The organism is Pseudarthrobacter sulfonivorans (genome assembly GCF_031454915.1).
GTDB classification, from domain to species: Bacteria; Actinomycetota; Actinomycetes; order Actinomycetales; family Micrococcaceae; genus Arthrobacter; species Arthrobacter sulfonivorans_C.
The window spans coordinates 130,637-153,737 of record NZ_JAVDRS010000001.1; the positions used below are offsets into that span (position 1 = coordinate 130,637).

Consider the following 23,101-nt stretch of genomic DNA (forward strand, 5'->3'; position numbering starts at 1 on the left):
CGGAGGCTACCGCTATGGGCTGGCGAGCCGCTTGGCCACGGAGTTCCGGCGGGCGGCAGTGAGCATATCCACTGTCAGTACCAGCAAAGCCAGCCACACCACGCCGAAGCCGATCCAGCGGTCCGGCGTCATGGCCTCGTTGAACACCACGAGCGCCACAACGAACTGCAGCACAGGCGCCAGGTACTGCAGCAGCCCGATGGTGGTCAACGGCAGCCGGCGTGCAGATGCTCCGAAGAACAGCAGCGGCACCGCGGTGAGTACGCCGGACGCCACCAGGAGCCAGAAGTGCCCCGGGCCCTGGTTGGCCAGGGTGGCCGAGCCGCTCAGGCCCAGGAACACCATGGTGGCCGCGGCGACCGGGGCCAGCACCATGGTCTCGACGCTGAGGCTGGTCACGGCATCCACCTTGGGGCCTACGCGCTTCTTCACGAACCCGTACAGCCCGAAGCTGAAGGCCAGTGTCAGGGCGATCCACGGCAGTTTGCCGTAGCTCACCGTGAGAACGCCCACCGCCACAAAACCGATCCCCACGGCGGCCCACTGGAGGACGCGCAGCTTCTCCTTGAGGACAATCACGCCGAGGAGAACCGAGACAAGGGGATTGATGAAGTATCCGAGGGAGGCTTCAACCGCCTGGCCGGTGGTCACGCCGTACGTGTAGGTCAGCCAGTTGACGGCAATGAGGGCGCTGGCGATGGCCAGGGCGCCGAACACCGCGCGGTTCCGGAAGGCAGCGGCCAGCGCACGCCAACACCGCGTGACGGTGATCAGCAGGACACAGAAAAGCAGCGACCAGACCACCCGGTTGGCCACGATCTCCACCGCTCCGGCGGGCAGCAGCGCGAAGAAGTACAGGGGCAGCAGCCCCCACAGCCCGTAGGCGCCGATGCCAAAGACGATGCCCGCCGTCGTCTCTTTGTCCACGGCCTTGAGGCCGGAAGCCCCGGGCCCACCCGCAGTCACTGCGGTGGCTTGAGTTGCGGAGGCTGGACCATGGGGAGTAGGCACGCCTTCCATAACACCATGCTCCGGGCAGGTATTCCGCCAAGTAGTCAGTAGGCTTGCCTTTATGGAACGGACGAATCTGCAGGATGCCGCGCCGTGAGGCTCCGCCGCAGCAACGCGAACGGCCGCGGCTACCGGCGCGTGGCCGCGGGGACGGGCTTCAGCTACCGCGACCTGGACGGCTCCACCCTGCCACCCGGCCCCATCCGGGACAGGCTTGAAAGCATCGGGATCCCGCCGGCCTGGACTGATGTGTGGATTGCGCCGTTCGACAACGGGCACATCCAGGCGACAGGCCTGGACGCTATGGGGCGGCGGCAGTACATCTACCACCCGGAATGGCGTGAGCGGAAGGACCGGCTGAAGTTCGATCGCGCCCTGCAATTGGCGGAGTCGCTGCCCACCGCCCGCCGGCTGGTCACCCTGGACCTGCGCAGCGACGGTCCCAGCCGCGAACGCGTGCTGGCGGCGGCCTTCAAGATGCTGGACAGCGGATCGCTGCGGGTGGGATCGGAGCGGTACACGAACGAGAACGGCAGCCGCGGCCTCGCCACGCTCCTGTGCGCGCACGTCCACGTCCACAAGGAGCGCCTGGAACTGAAGTTCCCCGCCAAGAGCGGGAAGGATTGGGAATCGGAAATCCACGACGCCGACCTCGCCGCCCTGGTGCGGACGCTGAAGCGGCGCGGCGGCAACGCCCGGCTGCTGGCGTTCAAGAACGGCAGGACCTGGCATCCGGTCACCAGCGCCGACATCAATGCCTATGTCAAGGAGCGCACCGGCTCGGACTTCACGGCCAAGGACTTCCGGACGCTGCGCGGGACCGTGGCCGCCGCCCTGAGCCTCGCGCGCAGCGGGCCCCAGGAAAAGGTGGCTGCGCGGAAGCGTGCCATCAGCATCGCCATGGAAGAGGCGGCCGCGGTCCTGGGGAACACGCCGTCGATCGCCCGCAAAAGCTACGTTGATCCCCGGTTGCTGGACCACTTTGCCGCCGGTGAGACCATCGATCCCCACCGGCCGCAGTCCGCGGAGTCGGAGCTCCGTGCGCTCCTGTACAGAGAAGGTGACGTGGTGCCGCTGCAGCGAAGCGGCTAGGCCTTCGCGGGACGCCGCATCAGTGCACGCACGTTTCGAACCCAGGCACATTTAGAATAGGGACACTGTCCGCAAGAGCACTGTGCGCTGCACGAAGCGCCTACGGCGCGAAATCCTCCTTCCAGAAGGGCTCCCGGTGTCCAACACAGGCGAAACCACCTCCAAGCGTCCACTCCGCGTTGCCATTGTCGGCGCGGGACCGGCAGGTGTTTATGCGGCGGACATCCTGACCAAGTCCAACGGCGTCAAGGACGGGGACTTCGAAGTCAGCATCGACCTGTTTGAGGCCTACCCCGCGCCCTACGGCCTGATCCGCTACGGCGTGGCGCCTGACCACCCGCGCATCAAGGGCATCGTGAACGCGCTGCACAAGGTCCTGGACCGCGGCGACATCCGCTTCCTGGGCAACGTCACGTACGGCCGCGACCTCACCCTGCATGACTTCCGGGCCTTCTATGACGCTGTGATCTTCTCCACCGGCGCCATCAAGGACGCGGACCTGCCCATCCCGGGCATCGACCTCGCCGGCTCCTTCGGCGGGGCAGACTTCGTCTCCTGGTACGACGGACACCCTGATGTGCCGCGTGAGTGGCCGCTGGATGCCAAGGAGATCGCCGTGATCGGCAACGGCAACGTGGCCCTGGACGTGGCCCGGATGCTGGCCAAGCACGCCGAGGAACTTCTCACCACCGAAATCCCGGACAACGTTTACCAGGGCCTGAAAAACTCCCCCGTCACCGACGTCCACGTCTTCGGCCGCCGCGGTCCCGCCCAGGTAAAGTTCACCCCGCTGGAGCTGCGCGAACTGAGCCACATGAAGGATGTGGACATTGTGCTGTACCCGGAGGACTTCGAATTCGACGAGGCCTCCGATGACGCCATCCGCAGCAACAACCAGATCAAGACCATGGTGAACACCCTCACCAACTGGCTCGTGGAGGAGCACGCCGAAGCGGAAGAACCGTCCTCCCGCCGCCTGCACCTGCACTTCCTGCACAGCCCCGTAGAGGTATACGACGACGGCGGGTCCGGCCGGGTGGCGGGCATCAAGTTCGAGCGGATGGAGCTGGACGGGACCGGCAACGTCAAGGGCACCGGCGAGTTTGTGGACTACCCCGTCCAGGCCGTGTACCGCGCCATCGGCTACCACGGCTCGCCGCTGGATGAACTGGAATACGATGCCAAACGCGGCGTAGTCCCCAACGAGGGCGGCCGCGTGCTGGACGCCGAGGGCAACACAGTCCCTGGAATCTACGCCACCGGCTGGATCAAACGCGGGCCGGTCGGCCTGATCGGCCACACCAAGGGCGACGCCCTGGAGACCATCGGCTTCCTGCTGGAGGACCGGCTCACCCTGCCCCCTGCCCAAAACCCGGATCCGCAGGCTATTATCGATCTCCTCCATGAGCGCGGCATTGAATACACCACGTGGGAGGGTTGGATCAAGCTCGATGCGCACGAAGCAGCCCTCGGCGCAGAATGGGTGGGAGACGACGGGACAGCCGACGTCGTCCGTGAACGCATCAAAGTAGTACCGCGCGAGGACATGATCAACATTTCCCGCGCCTAATACGAGTTTTTGTCCAGGTAATGCGCGCCATTTCGGGCGGCCAACCGGCATTATCTGGACAAAAACTCCGAGGGAGTTCGATGACGAACCTGATCCAGCCGCCGGCTTCCGCCGGCGAAGTGTCAGCGCTGGCCCAGCGGCATGCCCTGGCCGCCCACGAGCAGCTCGACGCCCGCGCGTTTCCAGACGCGCCGGAATTGCCCGGGCTGCGCCGGCTGATCCGGGAATCCTGGCAGCGGTCCGCGCGGTTGAAGGCCAATCCGGACAATCCCGAAGCCCCCCTCGCCCTGGACCAGGACGAGCTGGAGGAGTACCGGCGGCAGCATCCGCTGGCCAGCATCATGCCCGTGATCCAGAAACTGCTGGTCCAGCCCAGCCACGACAGCGGACTGCTGGTGGCCGTGGGGGACGAGGTTGGCCGCCTCCTGTGGGTGGAGGGGGATCCAGCCCTGCAGCGCCGCGCGGAAGGCATGATGTTCGTTCCCGGCGCTGACTGGTCAGAGGCCACAGTGGGCACCAGCGCCCCGGGAACAGCACTGGCGTTGGGCCGCGGCATCCAGATCTCCGGGGCGGAGCACTATCAGCGGTCCGTCCACTCGTGGAGCTGTACTGCCGTTCCCTTCCATGATCCTGATTCCGGCGCGCTGCTGGGCGTCGTGGACATCACGGGCAAGGCCACCGCCGTGGCGCCGCACACGCTGTCGCTTGTCGAAGCCACGGTGGCTGCTGCCCAGGCGCAGTTGCGGGTTGAGCGGCTTCAGCTGGCGGCGACCCTTGCCAGCAGGCCGGCCCGACGGCGGAACTCCAGCACCGCGCCCGGGTCCAGCCGGGCCGGGGGAGCGGGCGCCGGCGGCGGGAAGGAAGGCAGCCTCTACCGCAACAGCCTCCAGCTCCTGGGCCGCGACCAGGCTGTGCTCAGCATCGAAGGCAAGACTGTGGTCCTGTCCGCCAGGCACAGCGAAATCCTGGCCCTGCTCAGCACCCACCCGGACGGCCTCACGGCCGAGGAGCTCAGTGACCAGCTCTACCCGGGCGGCGGTTCCACCATGACGCTGCGCCCGGAAATGGTCCGGCTCCGGAAAGTGCTCCAGCAGCTCAATCCGGCCGCCGTCCCCGAATCCAGGCCGTACAAACTCAGCATGGACCTGGTCCCGGACAGCGGCCAGGTGCTGAACTGCCTGCAGCGGGGAGCCCACCGCATTGCGCTGGAAATCTACCGCGGCGCGGTTCTGCCGCGGTCCGAGGCGCCCGGCATCATCAGCCTCCGGGAGCGCGTCTCCTCCCTGATGCGCGAAGCGGTGCTGACCGACGGCAGCGCCGAGACGCTGCTCAAGTACGCGGCGCTCCCGGAGGCAAGGGACGACGTCGACGTCCGGACTGCCGCGCTCAAGCTGCTGCCGCCGCGCTCACCGAAGCGGGCCGCCGTCGTCGCCGACCTTGAGCGGCTGGAAGCCGAACTGCGCGCTTGACTCCCACCGCCGGTGGTTGAGCTTGTCGAAACCAGGCTCGACCTCTGCTGTGACCTGGCTCACTGGCGCGCAACCTGACTGCAACCTCCACACTCCTACGCTGAAACCAACGGCGGCCCCAGTATCAAGGCCACCTCATGCACAGCAAAGGAGCTAGCAATGACTGTTTACGCACAGCCCGGTACCGAGGGTTCGAAGGTCACTTTCAAGGACCGCTACGAGAACTGGATCGGCGGCGAGTGGGTTGCCCCCGTCAAGGGCCAGTACTTCGAAAACATCACCCCCGTCACCGGCAAGGTCTTCTGCGAAGTTGCCCGCGGAACCGCCGAGGACATTGAGCTGGCCCTGGACGCCGCCCACAAGATCGCGCCGTCCTGGGGCAAGACCTCGGTGGCCGAGCGCGCCGCCATCCTGAACAAGATTGCCGACCGGATCGACGAGAACCTTGAAATGCTGGCCGTCGCCGAATCCTGGGACAACGGCAAGCCCGTCCGCGAAACCCTGAACGCGGACATGCCGCTCGCCGCGGACCACTTCCGCTACTTCGCCTCCGCCGTCCGCGCCCAGGAAGGCAGGCTGTCCCAGCTCGACGACGACACTACCGCCTACCACTACCACGAGCCGCTCGGCGTGGTAGGCCAGATCATCCCCTGGAACTTCCCCATCCTGATGGCCGTCTGGAAGCTGGCCCCCGCGCTCGCCGCCGGCAACGCCGTGGTCCTCAAGCCTGCCGAGCAGACACCCACGTCGATCCTGGTCCTGATGGAGCTCATCGGTGATCTCCTCCCGGCCGGCGTCCTCAATGTAGTCAACGGCTTCGGCGTCGAGGCCGGCAAGCCCCTCGCGTCCAGCCCGCGCATCCGCAAGATCGCCTTCACCGGCGAAACGTCCACGGGCCGGCTGATCAGCCAGTACGCCAGCCAGAACCTGATCCCGGTCACCCTGGAACTGGGTGGCAAGAGCCCCAATATCTTCTTCAACGATGTGGCGGCGGACACCTCCGACGCGTTCTACGACAAGGCCCAGGAGGGCTTCGCGCTCTTCGCGTTCAACCAGGGCGAGGTCTGCACCTGCCCGTCGCGTGCCTTGGTTCAGGAAGACATCTACGACTCCTTCATGGCCGACGCCATCGCCCGGGTAGGAAAGATGATTCAGGGCAATCCGCTCGACACCGAAACGCAGGTGGGTGCCCAGGCCTCCAACGACCAACTGGAAAAGATTCTCTCCTACATCGACATCGGCAAGCAGGAGGGCGCCAAGGTGCTCATTGGCGGCGGCCGCGCGGAGCTCCCCGGCGATCTGGCGGGTGGCTACTACGTCCAGCCCACCGTCTTCGAGGGCCACAACAAGATGCGGATCTTCCAGGAGGAGATCTTCGGACCTGTTGTTTCCGTGACCCGCTTCAGCGACTACAACGACGCCATGGGCATCGCCAACGACACCCTGTACGGCCTCGGCGCGGGCGTCTGGTCCCGCAACGGCAACGTCGCTTACCGTGCGGGACGCGAGATCCAGGCTGGCCGCGTCTGGGTCAACAACTACCACGCCTACCCGGCCGGCGCCGCGTTCGGCGGGTACAAGTCCTCCGGCATCGGACGTGAAAACCACTCCATGATGCTGGACCACTACCAGCAGACCAAGAACCTCCTGGTCAGCTACAACGAGAACAAGCTCGGCTTCTTCTAAGCCCGGTTTACGTCCCACCGCATGACAACCGCTTCAAACTACGCAAGGGATTTCGCCAATGACGACGACAATGCAAGCAGCAGTAGTAACCGAATTCGGCAAGGATCTTCAGATCCAGAGCCTCCCCATTCCCACACCGGGCCGGGGCGAGGCGCTGGTCAGGCTCATCACCACCGGCGTTTGCCACACAGACCTCCATGCGGCGGAGGGGGACTGGCCGGTCAAGCCGGCCCCGCCGTTCATCCCCGGCCACGAAGGTGTAGGCGAAGTGGTTGCCCTGGGCGAGGGTGTCACGGACCTGGCTGTCGGCGACCTCGTCGGTAACGCCTGGCTTTGGTCCGCGTGCGGAGACTGCCAGTACTGCCGCACCGGCTGGGAGACACTCTGCGAGGTGCAGAAGAACGCCGGCTACAGCGTGGACGGTTCCTTCGGGGAGTACATGCTCGTGGACACGCGCTTTGCCGCCCGCATCCCGGCGGGCTCGGACCCCATTGAAGTTGCCCCGGTGCTTTGCGCCGGCGTCACGGTCTACAAGGGCCTGAAAATGACCGAGGCCAAGCCCGGCCAGTGGGTCACCATCTCCGGTATCGGCGGGCTCGGGCACATTGCTGTCCAGTACGCCGTGGCGATGGGCCTGCGCGTAGCTGCCGTGGATATCGCGGACGACAAACTCGCCCTGGCCAAGAAGCACGGTGCGGAGCTCACCGTCAACGCGCTGCACGAAGATCCCGCCGAAGTCATCCAACGCGAAACCGGAGGTTGCCATGGAGTCCTGGTCACCGCAGTACACCCGTCTGCTTTTGGCCAGGCGATCGGCATGGCCCGCCGGGGCGGGACGATTGTGTTCAACGGCCTGCCGCCGGGCGACTTCCCGGCGCCTATCTTTGAGATTGTGCTCAAGGGCCTGACGGTCCGCGGCTCGATCGTGGGTACCCGGCAGGACCTGGAGGAAGCCCTTGAGTTCTACGCGGAGGGCAAGATCCACCCCACTGTGTCAACGCGGGAGCTTTCCGAGGTCAACGCTGTTCTTGACGAGATGAAGCACGCCAAGATCGACGGCCGCGTCGTCATCAAGTACTGATGACGGAGGCGAGGCTTGACGCAGCAGTGACGCTGCCTGGGGAAGACATCTCCCGAGTGGCGCTCACGGCCGAGGCCGTGGAACTGCTCAGGAAACTGTGGGGCCAACACGGGCCCCTTATGTTCCATCAGTCCGGCGGTTGCTGCGACGGCTCCTCGCCCATGTGTTACCCGGCCGGGGAGTTCATCACCGCGGAAGCGGACGTACTCCTGGGGCTTTTCGACATCGCCGACGGCGTGCAGCCGCAGCCCCTGGAGTTCTGGATGTCCAGGGAGCAGTTCAACTACTGGAGCCACACCCATCTGACCGTGGACGTGGTCCAAGGCCGGGGGAGCGGTTTCTCGGTTGAGTCGCCGGAAGGCAAACGGTTCCTGATCCGGTCGAAGCTGATGGACTGGCCCGTCTAAGCGGTTCGGCATATAAGCCCTTGCGGCCCTCGAAAAGGAGGGCTGCAAGGGCTTTTTCGCAATTATCTTCGGCATTAGTGGCGTCTCACCATGCGGGACAATTGGGACCGTTCAGTGGGTGGACGGTAAAGTTGATAAGTCTGTTTCCTACACTATTCAGGATTGTGGAACCACTTATGAACCTTCTCCGGACCAAATCCATCGAGCAGTCCATAGCTGACGCCGATGAACCCGGACGCAAGCTCAAGCGGTCGCTCAGCACCTGGGACCTGATGATCATGGGTGTCGCTGTGGCCGTCGGAGCCGGGATCTTCTCGGTGGGCGCCAAGGCTGCGGCCAACTTCTCCGGGCCGGCCGTGACGGTCTCCTTCGCCATCGCCGCCGTGACCTGTGCCCTGGCCATCATGTGCTACGCCGAGTTCGCCACCGCCATCCCCGTCGCCGGGTCCGCCTACGTCTTTACGTACGCCACCATGGGCGAGCTGCTGGCGTGGATCATCGGCTGGAACCTGATCCTGGAACTCTTCACCGCCGCGGCTGTGATCGCCAAGTACTGGGGCATCTACCTCAGCAACGTCTTTGCGCTGATGGGGGCCGACGTTCCTGCGGCCGTTTCCATCGGCGGCGTGGACCTCTACTGGGGTGCCTTCCTGATTGTTGCGGTGTTCACGGTCCTCCTGGTGCTCGGAACCAAGCTCTCGGCCCGCGTGGGCAACGTCTTTACCCTGATCAAGATCGGCGTCGTGCTGTTTGTGATCGTGGTGGGCTTTACCTACGTGAAGGTTGAGAACTACAGCCCGTTCGTCCCTGCGGCTGAGCCCACCGCCGGCGGTTCTGCTGACGTCCTCAAGCAGTCCTTCTTCGGCTTCCTCACCGGTGCCGCCCCTGCGCAGTACGGCACTCTCGGCGTCTTCGCCGGCGCTGCCCTGGTGTTCTTCGCGTTCATTGGCTTCGATGTGGTGGCCACCTCCGCTGAGGAAGTCAAGAACCCGCAGAAGACCCTGCCGCGAGGCATCTTCGGCGGCCTCGCGGTGGTGACCCTGCTCTACATCCTGGTCTCCCTGGCGCTGACCGGCATGGTGTCCTACACCGACCTCGCCGCGGCCGAAAACCCCACGCTCACCACCGCGTTTGAGGCCGTCGGCAACACTACTGCCGCCAAGGTCATTGCCTTCGGTTCGCTCATTGGCCTCACCACCGTCATCATGGTGCTGCTGATGGGACTGTCCCGCGTGGTGCTGGCCATGAGCCGCGACGGCCTGCTGCCGCGGTCCCTGTCCAAGACCAGCGACAAGCGTTCGACGCCGGTCCGCCTCCAGATCATCTGCGGCGCTGCCGTGGCACTCGTGGCAGGCCTCACCAACGTGGATCTGCTTGAGGAAATGATCAACATCGGCACACTGTCTGCGTTTGTGATGGTCAGCCTGGGCATCCTGGTGCTGCGCAAGAAGCGCCCCGACCTGAAGCCGTCCTTCCGGGTGCCCTTCGGCAAGGTCCTCCCGGTGGTCTCCGCCGTGCTGTGCCTGTACCTTATGACCAACCTGGCCGTTGAGACGTGGATTTTCTTCGCCGGCTGGCTGGTCATCGGCATCATCATCTACTTTGCGTACGGCCAGAGGCACTCCCGCCTGAACGAAAAGTTCGCCGCGGCCAAGTCCGCGGTGGACAGTGGAAAACCAGGCGTCCAGGCGGCAGCCGAGGACGAGGCGCTCACCCGCCGGTAGGCCGGACGGCTGCAGCACCAAGACACAACCGCGGCACGCAGCTGCGTGTAGCAACAACAGAGGCATCCGCCCACCACCAGGTGGCCGGGTGCCTCTCTTGTTTGGAACACGCCAGGTCGTTACTGGCAGGGCCCGCCCCGCAACCGTAGAGCAAGCAGAGCTGTCACGGCGCGGCGTGCCGGCCCACCCATTCCACCAGGGGCCGTAGCTGGTCCCACAGCTCGGCCACCTTCCGGGCCGCCTCAGGCGTGTCCACCCACGCTGGCTGGCCCAGTTCGATTCCGGCGGAGAGCGACTTGTGCTTGAGCAGTTCGCCCCGGGCATGGTCCCGGTCATATCCGCGGGGTACGGTCTTGAGCTTCTCGCCCTCCACCACAAAGCCCGCGGCGGCCACGCCGTCCACGATGTGCCGCAGCGACTCACCCGTACCCGAGGCATCCACCGAATTCCGGAACCGCGCCAGCTGCGCCGGGGTATGGGAGTGGTAGCCGCCGCCGACCAACAGCCCGTCAGCGCTGACCTGCAGGTAATAGCCCACGCCTTCCTGCGCCGACGCGAAGGCGCCCTGGGCGGTCTTGTACGGCGACTTGTCCGGCGAGAACCTGATGTCCCGGTTGGGCCGGAAGATCTTGCCCGGCCCGAACCGCGGCTCCAGCTCGGCCAGCAGTGCCGTGACCGGGTCCCGGACCAAGGTGTCGTAGCTGTCCTTGTGCTCCAGCCACCACTCGCGGTTGTTGTTGTGCTCAAGTTCGGCGTAGAACTCAAAAGCCCCCGTGGGGATCCCCTGGAATGTACTCATGCAGTGATCCTAGGTAGTGAAATGACCTCCAGCCAGAGCCCACCGCGGCTATGTGGAAAGCTCCACCACCAGCCACGGATCCGGAAGTCGGACCCCTGTCCACCATGCGGTTGCATACGTATCATGAGGATAACGATGGGCCGATCTAGTTGACGCTTCAACGTCCCATGGCAGAGGCTTTCAGTTGAACGTCTGTTCGGACTGCGGATAGCGTCGGCTTGGGGGCGCCGTTGCTCCCATGCCCGTGCACAAAGGAGTGACATGAAACGTCGTACTGTTATCGCCGCCCTCGCCGCAGCATCCGTCCTGGGCTTGTCAGCCTGTGGGTCCGGTTCACCGAGTTCCCCAGGCGGCGGCACGTCCACTGCCGGTGCCACCGGGAGCACGGACCTGACCAAAGTCAGCGTTGGGGTGATCCCGATCGTCGACTGCGCACCGATCTACTTGGGTGACAAGCAGGGGTTCTTCAAGGAGGAGGGCCTGCAGCTGGACATCCAGACGGCCACCGGCGGGGCGGCAATCGTCCCGGGTGTGGTCAGCGGGAGCTTCGACTTCGCATTCTCCAACCTGATTTCGGTCATGGTTGCCAAGGACAAAGGCCTGGACCTGAAATTTGTCGCCAACGGCGTGTCAACCACCGGTGAAGAGGGGAACGACATCGGCGGCGTCGTCGTCCCGGCCGGGTCGGGGATCAAGTCCGCGAAGGACCTCGCCGGCAAAACCGTCTCGGTGAACAACCTCTCCAATATCGGCGACACCACCATCAAGTCGGTCATCGAAAAGGACGGCGGCGATCCCAGCGGCGTGAAGTTTGTTGAGGTGGCCTTCCCGGACGCTCCGGCGGCCCTGGCCAACAAGCAGGTGGACGCGGCGTGGATCCTGGAACCCTTCCTCTCCAAGGCTGTGTCCGAAGGCGGAACAATCGTCTCTTCGAATTTCGTGGAGATGAGCCCGGAATTGGACATCGCCGGCTACTTCACCAAGGGGGACACCATCAAGGGCAAGGCCGACCTGACTGCCAAGTTCACCCGTGCCATGAACAAGTCCCTTGAGTACGCCCAGGCGCACCCGCAGGAGGTCCGCGACATCGTGGGCACCTACACCAAGATCGACGAAGCCACCCGGGCCAAGATGATCCTGCCGCGCTACCGAGTCGAATTCAACCAGGATGCCTTCAAGACCCTCGGTGACGCCGCCGCCAAATATGGCACGCTGGCCAAGGCGCCGAACGCCGGCGACCTCCTCCCGTGAGCTCAGGCCTGTGGCGCTGGTGCGGGACTTCGGCCTGACCGCATTCTGGATCGCGGTGGGCGAAACCATGACGGCTTGGTTCCTTGGACTCATCATCGCCGGCGGCCTGGCCGTGCTGCTGGGCTTCGTCATTGGCTCCAGCGGCTTCCTGCGGAAGGCGACCAACTCCACGGTGGAGTTCCTGCGGCCCATCCCGTCCGTGGCTTCACCATCGTCCAGTTCCAGCGCTCCTTCGCCATCCCGGAAATGTGGTCCGGCATTGTGGTGCTTGGTCTGCTGGGCGGGGCCATGTCATTCATCTTCCAGTGGGCGGAGCGGAACATCCTGCGCTGGTACCACGGCCAGAAAGAGGTAGAAAATGCAGCCTGACGCATCCCCGGCCCCGTCCGGGAAGACTCTGCCGGAGGCGATGCTCTCCGTCCGGAGCCTGAAGAAGGTGTACCAGACCGACGGCGGCGACGTCGAGGCGGTGCGCAATCTGACCTTCGACCTGCGCGCCGGCGAACTGGCCTGCCTCGTGGGCCCATCCGGCTCCGGCAAGACAACGCTCCTGAAGTGCATCTCCGGGCTGATGGCACCCACCGAGGGCGAGGTGTTCCTGGACGGGAAGCGCGTGTCAGGGCCGCCCAAAAAGATGGCCGTGGTCTTCCAGGAATACGGCAGGTCCCTGTTCCCCTGGATGCGGGTCCGGGAAAATGTGGAGCTGCCGCTGAAAAACCAGGGTGTGGGCAAGGCCGAGCGTGACAGGCTTGTGGACGAGGCCCTCGAAGCCGTGGGCCTGTCCCACGTCCCGCGCTCCTACCCTTGGCAGCTTTCCGGCGGCATGCAACAGCGCGTAGCGATCGCCCGCGCCATCGCGTACCAGCCCGAGGTGCTGCTGATGGACGAGCCGTTTGCTGCCGTGGACGCCCAGACCCGTGCGGACCTGGAGGACCTGATCCGCACCGTGTGGAAAAAGCTCGGGATTACCGTACTGTTCGTGACCCACGACATCGACGAATCCGTCTATCTCGGCGAACGCGTCATCATCCTCTCCTCCTCACCCACCGTGATCCAGGAAGATATTGTCATTGACCTCCCGGAAGAGCGCGACCAGCTCAACACCAGGGCCCTGCCGCGCTTCACCGAGCTCCGGCACCACGTCTACGAACAGATCCAGATCGCCAAGAAGGGCCACCGCCCCGCGTCGGCAGGCACGCCCGCTGCGGCTCCCGCAGCGGCGCCGGGGGGCCCGACGGCGGGCTAGGCGCCCGTGCCTAGCCGCAGGCCGTGATCTTGTAGAGGGTGCGGCCATCAGCTGACGCCACTTTCTCCAAGCCTCGGCCGGTGGGCACGTTGTAGAAGCCGGGCCATCGCTTCAGGCTCGCACTGCCGTGGGATGCACCTGGAACGTCCTCGTAGAAGTGTGTGGCTCCGACGTCGAGCACTGCCTTGCAGATCGACTTGTCGGTCGCAAGTCGGTTGAACCCGGTGCGGAGCAGTTCCTTGGCAGGACTCCCGGACGTCGGGGACCCGAGCTGCGTGTACACCACGTGCCGTCCGGTTAGGGCGTAGAAGTAGGTTTCGCCATTGAACGGGTCCCCGATGACCACTGCGTCGGCCGGAAGCATCGCGCCGGACCGCTGTATGAAGTCCTGTTCGCCCCTGGAGAGGACGCCGGTGCCAGGCTTGTCGGACACCACGTAGTTCTGTGCGGCCACTGCCACCCGCTCCACCGACCGATAGCTCCCCGACCCCCAATACATTCCGCACGTCACGACGGCAACGGACAGGGCGACGAGGATCGCCGGAAGAGTCCTCCTGCCAACGGTGCGGGCGGAAGGCAGCCGCGCCGAGACTGCCCGATGAGCGGCCCTCGCCAGCACCGCGATGGCAAGGGCCGCCAGCAGGCTGCCCGTCATCGCGATGAACGGGGCGATCCTTTGCGTGTCCTTGTACCAGAAGCCCGTCAGCCACCGCAGCGCGGTTTCAGGTCCGGCGGCAAGCACATAGAGTGCGACAAAGGCCAGCCAGGAGACGGCAAGCGGCCTCGCATCCCTGATAAGGACCGCCGCGGCACCGCCAAGGATCACAAGCAGCCCCACTGCGAGGTTGAAATCGTCCGGAGCAGTCGGGGACAGGGCCGGAAACCTCGGAAGGTCGAAGAACGCCAGAAGCAGTGAATCCGGGACTTCTGCCCGCACCGCCCGCGGGTAGGCCATCACACCGGCGAGCACCCGGGAGTCGGCCAGCACAGAGTAGGCCGCCGCCGCGGCAGCAATGGAGGCTCCGGCCGCGGCGACCGCACGCCAGGGGCGGCTGCGAGCACCTCGCACAAAGAGCGGCAGCAAACCGGCTGCCACGAAGGGCAAAACAGCAACTGCTGTGGCAAAGACGGCACTCGGGTGCGCGGCAACACAGCCGCCGAGGACGGCGGCCAGCACAGCGGCAGGGAGGACATGCTCCCGGGCCGGCGTGCTGGCCCGCTCTGCGGAGGTCAGGCGCCTCAGAATCAGGACGCAGAGGGCCACAGCTGCCGGGACCAGGGCCGTGGCGAGACCGTTGGGCCACTGGCCGCTGCGGAGCAGCTGCGAGTAAGGAAAGCTGACGAACGAGGCCGCGAACAGCGGTGTCAGTGCCCAGGCCACCGGGTGCCGGGGCAGGACCGCCGAGGCGAGGAAGGTCAGGCCGATGGGCCAGATAATGCCGCCAATGACGAGCGAGGACAGGTTGGCCGTTTCCGTCAGGCTGCCGGGGACAAGCGACACAAAGCTGTGCCAGCCCGTGGGGTAGTACGTGGGCCGGCCGGCACCGAATATGGGAGCCACGCCCCACGGCGTGGCACTGCCGGACTCTTGGATCCACCGCAGCACGTTCAGATGGAAGATTGGATCCCAACCCTGCGAAACTGTGGCGGGGTCGCCGATTCCTCGGAGCAGCGCCAGGCAGGTCACCACGGAACCGATGGCCACACCCACACCGACAGCAAGTTTCACCGGCAAGCCGAGGCCTGCGGGACACAGCGGTGAGCGGAGGCTGAACCGCCTCCCTATCAGCCAAGCGGCAAGGACCGGCGGCACGGCAGTAAGGGCGGCCGTGGCGGCGTTCCATGGCACGCCCATGGAGTCCGTCACGAGGCTTCCGGCCAGGAATATCAGAAGGCTGATGGCCGGCCCGAGGGCGATGGCGGCGGGCAGGCCCGGTTTCAGCGGCAGGAGGACCAGCAGTCCCGGAAGGAAAGATACGGCGACAAGAAGAACTACGGTCAGAGCGTGGGGAAGCAGCTCAAGAAGCCAAGTCAGCATGGGTGTGTCAGCGCGCTCCGGACCGGATCTTGTTCTTCCGGGAAGCGGCCAACGCTTTGTTAAAAAGCTTGCCGGCCCCGGCTGTGAGGGATCCGCTCTTGCCGTCCAGTAGTGGATAGATATTGCCGGCCTCTTCACGCTTCTGCGCGCTGAGTGCAGGCAGGTCATCCCTCAGCTTTCCGCGCTGCTGCGGGATCGCTGGAGTGTCGCCGTCCAGGGCAACGGACCAGCCGCTACCCAGAGCGGCCAGCGACTCGTGCTTGACGTCGTAGTAGCCCTCTTTCACCCCGACAGCAATACCGCGGGCACCCACGGCTGCCGCCAGCAGGTGGAGATGGAAACGGGTCGTGACCCAGGTTTGCTCAGCGGAAAGCGGGAGGCCATCGGTCCACACCTGGGCGAACGGCACAAACCGGGATTCCGGGATGAGATCGTCCAGGCATTCGTAGGCGGCCCGGTCGGCTCCCGGAATCGCCTCGACATAGAAGGCCTTGATTCCCCGCCTGCTGGCGAGTTGGATTTCTGACCTTGCCAGTTCCACCGCGGCCTGGAACCGTCCCGGATCAGCCATGTCGCGTTGGATGCACACATAAAGCCCGGCAGGAGCTTCGTTGCGCCCGATTTCTCCGGCAATGCCCAAGAAGGCGTCGTCGAGGCCCAGTTCCAACCCGTGGGCGGCCGCGCTGGGGGCGTCGCGCGCCCTGGCGTACCCGAAGTTCTTGAACAGGGGAGTTTCCCCCGGGATCGGAGTAAGAGCCGGCATGAGGCCCTGTCCGGTGGCGAAGAGCCGGGCACCGGTCAGTTCGCTGACGGCCCGCATGCCGGCGATGAGGCCGGCGTGGTGCGGCCAGGTGTCATTGACAAAGCCCCCGCCGATTAGGTGGAGCGACTCGGCTTCCCGCATCTTGATGATGCCCAGATCGTACGCCGGGGTGCCCAAACCTGTGACGCGTTCGCGGATGTTTTTCGCCGCCACGTCGGCCGGGAACTCTGCGCTCTCGTGCACCAGGCGCCAGAGGGTGTTGGTGACGCGAAGCCGAGGATGCATGCCCTCGAACAGCACCTGCGCCATACCGGGCTGGGGGCTGTCCAGCCAGACGTCGGTGTCGGGCCGAGCTACAGCCAGGTATTTCAGCCACGCGGCGGCAATAAACTCATCGCCGAAATTGGGGTGGCCGGAGGTGCCCACCAGGTAAATGATTCCCGAACTCATTCACCCGACTATAGTGGCGCGCTCGTGCCGTGGCGAAAGAACACCCCGCCGCGGTGCTCCGCGTCGGGGTGTTCCGCAGTGCGGCTCAGGGCCGCGAGAGGACTGACTAGCCGATCTTGTTGGCAGCCTCAGCGTCGGAAGCAGCAGCGCCGGCGCCCAGGTTGGCGCGCAGCTTGGCGCCGAGTTCGGCGTCAACGTTGGTCCAGTACTGGATGGCGCGTTCCTTGATTTCGGCGGTCTTCACGCCGCCCACGGCACCGGTGATGGTCTCGAGCAGGCGGGCCTTGGCGCCGTCGTCGAACACTTCGCGGTACAGGGTACCGGCCTGGACGAAGTCGCCGTCCTCGGCACGGAGGGAGTGCGCGGAAAGCGTCAGCTCGCCGTCGTTCTCCCAGCCACCGGCGGGGGATGCCGGCTCAACAGCGGCAGGGCCGCCCACGGAGTTCGGTGCGTACACCGGAACGGAGGGAGCGTTGAACTGGTAACGCCCGGCGCCGTCCTGGCTGTAGTTGTTGACCTGGCTCTTGGGCTGGTTCACCGGGATCTGGGCGTGGTTGGTGCCCACGCGGTAGCGGTGTGCGTCGGCGTAGGAGAAGATGCGGGCCTGCAGCATCTTGTCCGGCGAGGCGGCGATGCCCGGCACGAAGTTCGACGGCGCGAAGGCGGCCTGCTCGATCTGCGCGAAGTAGTTCTCCGGGTTCTTGTTCAGCTCCATGGTGCCCACGTGGATCAGCGGGTAGTCAGCGTGCGGCCACACCTTGGTGAGGTCGAACGGGTTGAAGCGGTACGTCTTGGCGTCCTCGTAGGGCATGACCTGGACGTGCAGTTCCCAGGACGGGAAGTTGCCCTCGGCGATGTTTTCCTGCAGGTCGCGGATGTAGAAGTCCGCGTCCGAGCCGGCCAGTTCTTCGGCCTGATCGCCGGTCATGGCCTTGACGCCCTGGTTGGACTTGAAGTGGTACTTGACCCAGAAGCGCTCGCCCTCGGCGTTGATCCACTGGTAGGTGTGCGAGCCGTAGCCCTGCATTTCACGCCAGGAAGCCGGCAGGCCGCGGTCGCCCATGAGCCAGGTGACCTGGTGTGCGGACTCGGGGGACAGGGTCCAGAAGTCCCACTGCATGTCGGCGTCGCGCAGGTGGGTGCCCGGGAGGCGCTTCTGGGAGTGGATGAAGTCCGGGAACTTGATGCCGTCGCGGATGAAGAAGACGGGAGTGTTGTTGCCCACGAGGTCGTAGTTGCCCTCGGAGGTGTAGAACTTGACGGCGAAGCCGCGGGGATCGCGCCAGGTGTCAGGGGAGCCGCTCTCGCCGGCAACGGAGGAGAAGCGGATCAGCATGTCCGTCTCGGTGCCCGGCTGCAGGAACGCTGCCTTGGTGTACTTGGAGACGTCCGAGGTGGTCTTGAACGTACCGAACGCGCCGCCGCCCTTGGCGTGCACTACGCGCTCCGGCACGCGCTCGCGGTTGAACTGGGCCAGCTTTTCGATCAGGTAGTGGTCAGTCAGGATGATGGCACCGTCGGCACCAACTGACTGGGAGTGCGCGTCGGACGTGACGGGTGCACCTGACTGGGTTGTTGAAATGGCAGTCATTGTTCTCCTATTTCTCTGTTACTTGGTTACGTTCGGAAGGAAGTTTTTGGGACTGCTGGCAGTCCTGGCAGATGCCCTGGTACATCACATCTGCAATCTGGATGGTCATCGGCTTGGCGTTCTCATCCCAGTGCGGGGTAAGGCACGGGGCGTGCCCGACGGCGCATTCGACGTCTTCGACGCGCCCGCAGCTGATGCAGATGGCGTGGTGGTGGTTGTCGCCGACGCGCGTCTCGTACAGGGCGGGGGAGTGCGGGGGCTCGAAGCGGCGCAGCATGTGGAGGTCGGTCAGGTCCCCGAGGACCACGTAGACAGACTGCGCGGTGAGCTCAGGGAGTTCGGTGCGTGCAGCGGCAAGGATACTCTCCGCCGGGGAGTGGGGGTGGTGTTCGACGGCGTTCAGCACGGCGAGCCGCTGCTTGGTTACGCGGCGGCCATGGGAGCGCAGGGCAGCAGCCCATGCGTCGTGGCCGCCAAAGTGTTCCGTCATGCTTCTATTGAAACACTTATTATGAGTTCATCACAATAAGGCTTGGCTAACTTTCGGCAACGCGAGAAACTCCTGCAGGGGGTTGACGGACTCGCCTGCCGAGCGGCCAAGGGCGTGGACTTCCAGCCGTCCGGAGCCCGGATCCGGCACCACACAGCTCAGGCCGGTGACGCCGCGGCGTTCCGTCAGCCCCTGCAGCGCGGCGGCGAGCGCCAGCAGGTGCCCGGAGGTCAGCGGTCCGTCCGACTCCGGCGACAGGACAATGTGGTGCGGGCCGGCCTTCGCCGGGGGAGGGGACGCCGCCAGCCCTGGCAGAGGGACGTCCTCCGGAATCTCGGACGCGGCGGCTGACCGCTCCACAGCGAGGCGGCGCAGCGCGGCGCGGAGGCCGCCGTCGTACTCCACGAGCCCGTCCGCGGAGGCAGGCACACGGCGCTGGGTGGGAAGAAGCAACTGGTGTCCCGGGGTGACCGGCTCGCCGTCCCAGCGCCCGAACAGGTGAAACGTGGGGGTGGAGGACTCCACCTCCGGCTCGCCGATCGAGGCCCCGATCGGGTGCCACTGGTGTGCAAACAGCACCGTGCAGCGCGTGGCGCCGAGGACCTCGGCGAGGGCGCGCCGGGCGGCATCGTGGCACAGCAGCCAGTCGGCGGCGGAGCGAAGGTCAAAGGCAACGGCGGGGTTGGTGAGCCGGATGAGCAGATGGCCGGCGGTCAGCGCGGTCCGGGGCCGGACAATCTCCCAGATGTCAGATGCGTAAAGAAGCCGCCTGGACAGACTCATAAGCACCTCCTTTCCCCGCCTGAGGATACCAAGCGTGTGGCGCCCCGGGACACGGACGTCCCATTAGGGTTGCGGGGTGGGGAAATTACTGGCCGACATCACACCGCTCCGGGAGAGCCCTGCCTTCCGCCGTCTCTGGCTGGGCTCCGCAGTGGCCGCCGTCGGCAGCCAGCTCACCCTGGTAGCCGTCAGCCTGGAGGTCTACCGGCTCACGCAGGACAGCTTCTACGTGGGGCTGCTGGGCGTCTTCGCGCTGGTGCCGCTGGTGTTCGGCGGGCTGCTGGGCGGGTCCATCGCCGATTCCCACAACCGCCGCACCGTGGCGCTGCTCGCCACCTCGGTCCTCTGGCTCACCACCGGCCTGATCGCAATCCAGTCCTGGCTGCAGCTGGGAAACGTCTGGATTCTCTACCTCCTGGTCGCGCTGCAGAGTGGTGCCCAGGCGATTAACCAGCCTGCGCGAAGTGCCATCATCCCCACCCTGATCCGCAAGGAACTGCTCCCGGCAGCGAACGCGCTGAGCATGATGTCGTTTGGACTGGCCATGACGGTGGGGCCGCTGCTGGCCGGCGTGCTGGTGGCGTGGGTGGGATTCGGCTGGACCTACACCATTGACTTCATCTGCTTTGTGTTTGTCCTGTGGGCCGTATTCCGGTTGCCGTCGATGCCGGCGTCGGGGAGTGCCGGGCGGGCCGGGATCCGGTCGGTCATCGAAGGGTTCCGTTTCCTGAGCACACGGCCCAACCTGCGGATGACCTTCATCATCGACCTCGTGGCCATGATCCTGGCCCAGCCGCGGGCCCTGATGCCCGCCATCGCTGCGCTGATGATCGGCGGCGGCGAATCCACGGTGGGCATCCTGCTGGCCTCCACTGCCGTCGGCGCGTTCCTGGCCGGTCTCTTCTCCGGGCCGCTGGGCCGGGTCCGGTGGCAGGGGAGTGCGGTGGTGTGGTCGGTGATGGGATGGGGCGCCTCGATAGCGGGCTTCGGAGTGGTGGTGCTCCTGGCCGGCCGGACGGACGACGGCGGGGCCACCCTGTGGTTGCTGCCGGCGGCTCTGTGCTGTGCCCTGGCCGGGATCGCAGACTCCATCAGTGCCGTCTTCCGCAACACCATCCTGCAGGCCGCCACCCCGGACCATCTGCGGGGACGGCTCCAGGGGGTGTTCATCGTGGTGGTGGCCGGCGGCCCTCGCGTGGGGGACCTGCTGGCAGGCGGCGGGACTAAGATTTTGAGTGAGGGCTGGGTCCTGCTCCTGGGCGGGGCGTTGTGCGTAGTGGTGGCCTGGCTGGCGGCGCAGCTCCAGCCGGGTTTCCGGAAGTACGATGCCCACAACCCTGTGCCGTAGGGCCCCGGTTCCTGGAGCGATCTGTCCCCGAGATATTCACAGGGCGGTCTGGGCGATATGGAGGAGTGGACGTGCACAAGCATTACAACGGCCTCAAGACTGCAGCGCTGTTCGGTGTGCTCTGGGCTGTGCTGCTGGGCCTGGGCGGCCTGATCGGGCTCAACACCCGCAGCTCCGCTCCCATCTGGATCATGGCCGTGATCGGCGTGGCCACCACGGCTTACGGCTACTGGAACAGTGACAAGATCGCCATCCGCTCCATGCAGGCCTACCCCGTGACCGAGGCGCAGGCACCGCAGCTGTACCAGATCGTCCGGGAACTCTCCGTCCGGGCCAACCAGCCCATGCCGCGCATCTACCTCTCGCCCACCATGAATCCGAACGCGTTCGCCACGGGCAGGAATCCCAAAAACGCCGCCGTCTGCTGCACCGAAGGGATCCTGCAGCTGCTCGACGCCCGGGAGCTGCGCGGTGTCCTGGGGCACGAGCTGATGCACGTGTACAACCGGGACATCCTCACATCCTCGGTGGCCGCCGCGGTGGCCGGCGTCATCACGTCGGTGGGCCAGATGCTGCTGTTCTTCGGCGGCGACCGGCGCAACTCCAACCCGCTGGCCATGCTGGCAATGGCGCTCCTGGCCCCGTTTGCCGCCTCCCTGATCCAGCTCGCCATTTCCCGGACCAGGGAGTACGACGCCGACGAGGACGGTTCGCAGCTCACCGGCGATCCGCTGGCGCTCGCCTCAGCCCTGGCCAAGATCGAGCAGGGTGTCCGGATTGCTCCGCTCCCGCATGACCAGAAGCTCGTCAACACCTCGCACCTGATGATCGCCAACCCGTTCCGCGGCGGCGCGATGACCAAGCTGTTCGCGACGCACCCGCCCATGCGTGACCGGATCGCACGGCTGGAACGGATGGCGGGGCGGCCGCTCAACTGAGGGCAGCCGAATAACCCGGGTGCCGCCGTCGTAGTTCCGGATGGACAAAACCGGTCCGAACTGGTCCGAACGGAAAGCTAGGCGGAGAACAACCCCTCGCCCACAAAGCCGCCGGGGCGGATGCCGGGCGGAACGGCGAACAGCCCGGAGCCCGTGTGCACCAGGTACTCCACGGACAGCGTGTCCTGCCGGGCCATGGCGGTCTGCATGGGCACGTAGTGCGAGCGCGGGTCCTTCACGAAGGCGATGAAGAACAGGCCGGCGTCGAGGTGCCCCAGGCCGTCCGAGCCGTCGGTGAAGTTGTAGCCGCGGCGCAGCATCCGCACGCCCTTGTTCTGCCCGGGGTGGGCTATCCGGACATGCGCGTCGGCGGCGATCAGCGGCTCGCTGGCCCGGCCCATGGCGGCGAAGTCGGGAGCGGTGAATTCCGTTCCGCCGGAGAGCGGGGCACCCTCGGACTTGGTCCTGCCGATCAGGCCCTCCTGTTCGCGCAGCGAGGTCCGGTCCCAGATCTCGATGTGCATCCGGATGCGGCGGGCCACGAGGTAGCTGCCGCCCTCCATCCACGCTTCCGGGGCCGGTGCGCCGGCAGGCACCCAGACGTGCTCGTCCAGCAGTGCTGAATCTTCGGACTTGACGTTGTTGGTGCCGTCCTTGAAGCCGAAAAGGTTCCGCGGCGTCTGCTGGGCCCGCGAAGTGGAGGACGTTCGTCCGAAGCCCAGCTGGGACCAGCGGACATGCGCTTTGCCGAACGCGATGCGGGCCAGGTTCCGGATGGCATGGACTGCCACCTGGGGGTCGTCGGAACAGGCCTGGACCACCAGGTCCCCGCCGGTGCGCTGTTCCTGGAGGTCATCGCCCGGAAAGTGCGGCAGGTCGATCAGGGCAGCCGGCCGGCGGCCCGCCAGGCCGAAGCGGGCCGCACCGTCCTTTTCGAACAGCGTCGGACCGAAGCCGAAGGTCAGCGTCAGCCTGCCCGCGGTCAGTCCCAGAGCCTCCCCGGTATCTTCGGGCGGGGCATCGTACGGTCCGTTGACTGCGCCGGTGGTGCCCGCTTCCTTGCCCGCCGTCATCGCGGCGGCAGCAGCGGTCCACTCTTTGAGCAGCGCGATGAGCTCTTCGCGGTCATCCGTGATTACGTCGAAGGCCGCCATATGCAGCCTGTCCTGGGCCGGCGTGGTGATGCCCGCCTGCCGGTCGCCGTGGAACGGGACCGTGTCGCTTGCTGGCTGCGGGGCCGCGCCTGTGCCCGCCACGGCGTCATGGCCCAGGAAGCCCGCGGCGAGGCCGGCAGCTGCCCCGGCCCCACCGGCGCCGGCCAGGGCGAGGAGCCCGCGGCGCGAGACTTTTGTCATTGCTTCCCT

At 65.9% G+C, this 23,101-nt stretch carries 19 protein-coding genes and 2 pseudogenes; 13 read left to right on the forward strand and 8 right to left on the reverse strand.

Going from position 1 to position 23,101, the window contains the following annotated elements:
- Positions 1-12: 12 nt before the first annotated feature.
- Positions 13-1,020, reverse strand: a complete 1,008-nt coding sequence (gene rarD, locus J2808_RS00610; RefSeq protein WP_397427957.1) for an EamA family transporter RarD — start codon at positions 1,018-1,020, stop codon at positions 13-15.
- 84 nt (positions 1,021-1,104) lie between these two features.
- Here rarD and J2808_RS00615 point away from each other — a divergent pair, with 84 nt between their 5' ends.
- The 7 genes from J2808_RS00615 (at position 1,105) to J2808_RS00645 (ending at position 10,040) form a co-directional block, all read left to right on the forward strand.
- Entirely contained in the window at positions 1,105-2,103 is a 999-nt protein-coding gene (locus tag J2808_RS00615) for a DNA topoisomerase IB (protein ID WP_309810107.1), read from the forward strand.
- 136 nt (positions 2,104-2,239) lie between these two features.
- On the forward strand, positions 2,240-3,673 hold the full coding sequence (locus J2808_RS00620) for an FAD-dependent oxidoreductase (protein WP_309810110.1): 1,434 nt from the start codon (positions 2,240-2,242) through the stop codon (positions 3,671-3,673).
- A gap of 80 nt (positions 3,674-3,753) precedes the next feature.
- Entirely contained in the window at positions 3,754-5,142 is a 1,389-nt protein-coding gene (locus tag J2808_RS00625) for a helix-turn-helix domain-containing protein (protein WP_309810112.1), read from the forward strand.
- A 159-nt stretch (positions 5,143-5,301) separates the two neighbouring features.
- Complete coding sequence (gene exaC, locus J2808_RS00630) at positions 5,302-6,828, forward strand: acetaldehyde dehydrogenase ExaC (protein WP_309810115.1); 1,527 nt, start codon at positions 5,302-5,304, stop codon at positions 6,826-6,828.
- 58 nt (positions 6,829-6,886) lie between these two features.
- Positions 6,887-7,909, forward strand: coding sequence for an alcohol dehydrogenase AdhP (adhP, locus tag J2808_RS00635; RefSeq protein ID WP_309810118.1), 1,023 nt, complete (start codon positions 6,887-6,889; stop codon positions 7,907-7,909).
- The gene (locus J2808_RS00640; protein WP_309810120.1) at positions 7,909-8,316 is read left to right on the forward strand and encodes a DUF779 domain-containing protein; all 408 of its coding nucleotides are present in this window, start codon (positions 7,909-7,911) and stop codon (positions 8,314-8,316) included. Before adhP ends, J2808_RS00640 begins: the two co-directional genes overlap by 1 nt.
- Positions 8,317-8,492: 176 nt before the next feature.
- Positions 8,493-10,040, forward strand: coding sequence for an amino acid permease (locus J2808_RS00645; RefSeq protein WP_309810123.1), 1,548 nt, complete (start codon positions 8,493-8,495; stop codon positions 10,038-10,040).
- A gap of 163 nt (positions 10,041-10,203) precedes the next feature.
- On the opposite strand, the gene J2808_RS00650 is transcribed toward J2808_RS00645, so the two are convergent.
- Entirely contained in the window at positions 10,204-10,839 is a 636-nt protein-coding gene (locus tag J2808_RS00650; protein ID WP_309810126.1) for a DUF2461 domain-containing protein, read from the reverse strand.
- A gap of 261 nt (positions 10,840-11,100) precedes the next feature.
- On the opposite strand from J2808_RS00650, the gene J2808_RS00655 reads away from it, so the two are divergent.
- From J2808_RS00655 to J2808_RS00670, 4 genes and pseudogenes are all read left to right on the forward strand, one after another.
- Positions 11,101-12,090 carry an ABC transporter substrate-binding protein gene (locus J2808_RS00655; RefSeq protein WP_309810130.1) on the forward strand — a complete coding sequence of 330 codons (990 nt, stop codon included), beginning with the start codon at positions 11,101-11,103 and terminating at the stop codon, positions 12,088-12,090.
- Positions 12,044-12,295: pseudogene (locus tag J2808_RS00660) on the forward strand (ABC transporter permease); the annotation flags it as partial. The gene J2808_RS00655 and the pseudogene J2808_RS00660, both read left to right, overlap by 47 nt.
- Positions 12,292-12,459: pseudogene (locus J2808_RS00665) on the forward strand (ABC transporter permease); the annotation flags it as partial. The pseudogenes J2808_RS00660 and J2808_RS00665, both read left to right, overlap by 4 nt.
- Positions 12,449-13,336, forward strand: coding sequence for an ABC transporter ATP-binding protein (locus J2808_RS00670; protein WP_309810132.1), 888 nt, complete (start codon positions 12,449-12,451; stop codon positions 13,334-13,336). The pseudogene J2808_RS00665 and the gene J2808_RS00670, both read left to right, overlap by 11 nt.
- Positions 13,337-13,346: 10 nt before the next feature.
- Here J2808_RS00670 and J2808_RS00675 read toward each other — a convergent pair whose 3' ends face one another.
- From J2808_RS00675 to J2808_RS00695, 5 genes are all read right to left on the reverse strand, one after another.
- Complete coding sequence (locus tag J2808_RS00675; protein ID WP_309810135.1) at positions 13,347-15,374, reverse strand: DUF6541 family protein; 2,028 nt, start codon at positions 15,372-15,374, stop codon at positions 13,347-13,349.
- Positions 15,375-15,381: 7 nt separating this feature from the next.
- On the reverse strand, positions 15,382-16,587 hold the full coding sequence (locus J2808_RS00680; RefSeq protein ID WP_309810138.1) for a polysaccharide pyruvyl transferase family protein: 1,206 nt from the start codon (positions 16,585-16,587) through the stop codon (positions 15,382-15,384).
- Positions 16,588-16,693: 106 nt separating this feature from the next.
- A complete protein-coding gene (locus tag J2808_RS00685; RefSeq protein ID WP_309810143.1) occupies positions 16,694-18,178 on the reverse strand; it encodes a catalase in 1,485 nt (494 codons plus the stop codon).
- A gap of 7 nt (positions 18,179-18,185) precedes the next feature.
- The gene (locus tag J2808_RS00690; RefSeq protein WP_309810146.1) at positions 18,186-18,668 is read right to left on the reverse strand and encodes a Fur family transcriptional regulator; all 483 of its coding nucleotides are present in this window, start codon (positions 18,666-18,668) and stop codon (positions 18,186-18,188) included.
- 30 nt (positions 18,669-18,698) lie between these two features.
- Positions 18,699-19,451 carry a hypothetical protein gene (locus tag J2808_RS00695; protein ID WP_309810149.1) on the reverse strand — a complete coding sequence of 251 codons (753 nt, stop codon included), beginning with the start codon at positions 19,449-19,451 and terminating at the stop codon, positions 18,699-18,701.
- Positions 19,452-19,527: 76 nt separating this feature from the next.
- On the opposite strand from J2808_RS00695, the gene J2808_RS00700 reads away from it, so the two are divergent.
- On the forward strand, positions 19,528-20,799 hold the full coding sequence (locus tag J2808_RS00700) for an MFS transporter (protein ID WP_309810153.1): 1,272 nt from the start codon (positions 19,528-19,530) through the stop codon (positions 20,797-20,799).
- A gap of 71 nt (positions 20,800-20,870) precedes the next feature.
- Positions 20,871-21,737: a zinc metalloprotease HtpX gene (htpX, locus tag J2808_RS00705; protein WP_309810156.1), complete on the forward strand. Its 867-nt coding sequence runs from the start codon at positions 20,871-20,873 to the stop codon at positions 21,735-21,737.
- A 77-nt stretch (positions 21,738-21,814) separates the two neighbouring features.
- Here htpX and efeB read toward each other — a convergent pair whose 3' ends face one another.
- On the reverse strand, positions 21,815-23,092 hold the full coding sequence (efeB, locus tag J2808_RS00710; protein WP_309810159.1) for an iron uptake transporter deferrochelatase/peroxidase subunit: 1,278 nt from the start codon (positions 23,090-23,092) through the stop codon (positions 21,815-21,817).
- Positions 23,093-23,101: the final 9 nt, after the last annotated feature.